Consider the following 928-nt stretch of genomic DNA (forward strand, 5'->3'; position numbering starts at 1 on the left):
TGGACAACATCGGCGACTTCGACCCCGAATTCTTCGGGATCCCCGAAACGGAAGCCACCGCGCTGGATCCGCAGCACCGGTTGCTGCTGGAGACCTCGTGGGAGGCCATGGAACACGCTGGTCTGACGCCGGCGAAGCTGGCGGACTCGCTGACCGGTGTGTTCATCGGCTTGATGCACACCGACTACGCGTTCGTGCAGGCCGACACCCAAACCCTGGAGGGTCCGTACGGCAACACCGGGACCAACTCCTGCATGGCCTCCGGGCGGGTCTCCTACGCGCTCGGACTCCGCGGTCCCGCGGTCACAATCGACACCGCATGCTCCTCGAGTTTGTTTGCTACCCACCTGGCCTGCCGTAGCTTGAACGACGGCGAGAGCGACCTCGCCTTCGCCGGCGGCGTGTACGCGATGCTCGAGCCCCGACGCTTCGCCTCGGGCTCGGCCAACGGCATGTTGACCCGCACCGGAAAGTGCCACACGTTCGACGTGGCTGCCGACGGGTTCGTGGTCGGTGAGGGCGCCGCCGTGCTGCTGCTCAAGCGACTCGAGGACGCCCAGCGCGACGGGGACCGCATCCTGGCGGTGATCCGCGGCACGGCGTCCAACCAGGACGGTCGCACGGTCAACATCGTCACCCCGTCGCAGCCGGCGCAGGTCGAGGCGTACCGGGCGGCGTTGGCCGCAGCGGATGTAGACCCGACCACCGTCGGCATGGTGGAGGCACACGGCCCCGGCACCCCCGTCGGCGACCCGATCGAGTACGCCAGCCTGGCCGAGGTGTACGGCACCGACGGCCCCTGCGCGCTCGCTTCGGTGAAGACCAACTTCGGGCACACCCAGTCGGCCGCCGGCGCGCTGGGACTGATGAAAACGGTCCTCGCCGTGCAGCACGGGGTGGTTCCGCCGAACCTGCACTTCACCCGCAT

1 protein-coding gene is annotated in these 928 nt (G+C 68.5%); it reads left to right on the forward strand.

All coding sequences use genetic code 11. From position 1 onward, the window contains the following. On the forward strand, nt 1-928 hold a 928-nt coding region (locus BST27_RS30620), incomplete at both ends, for a beta-ketoacyl [acyl carrier protein] synthase domain-containing protein (RefSeq protein WP_139805509.1).

The organism is Mycobacterium intermedium (assembly GCF_002086275.1).
GTDB classification, from domain to species: Bacteria; Actinomycetota; Actinomycetes; order Mycobacteriales; family Mycobacteriaceae; genus Mycobacterium; species Mycobacterium intermedium.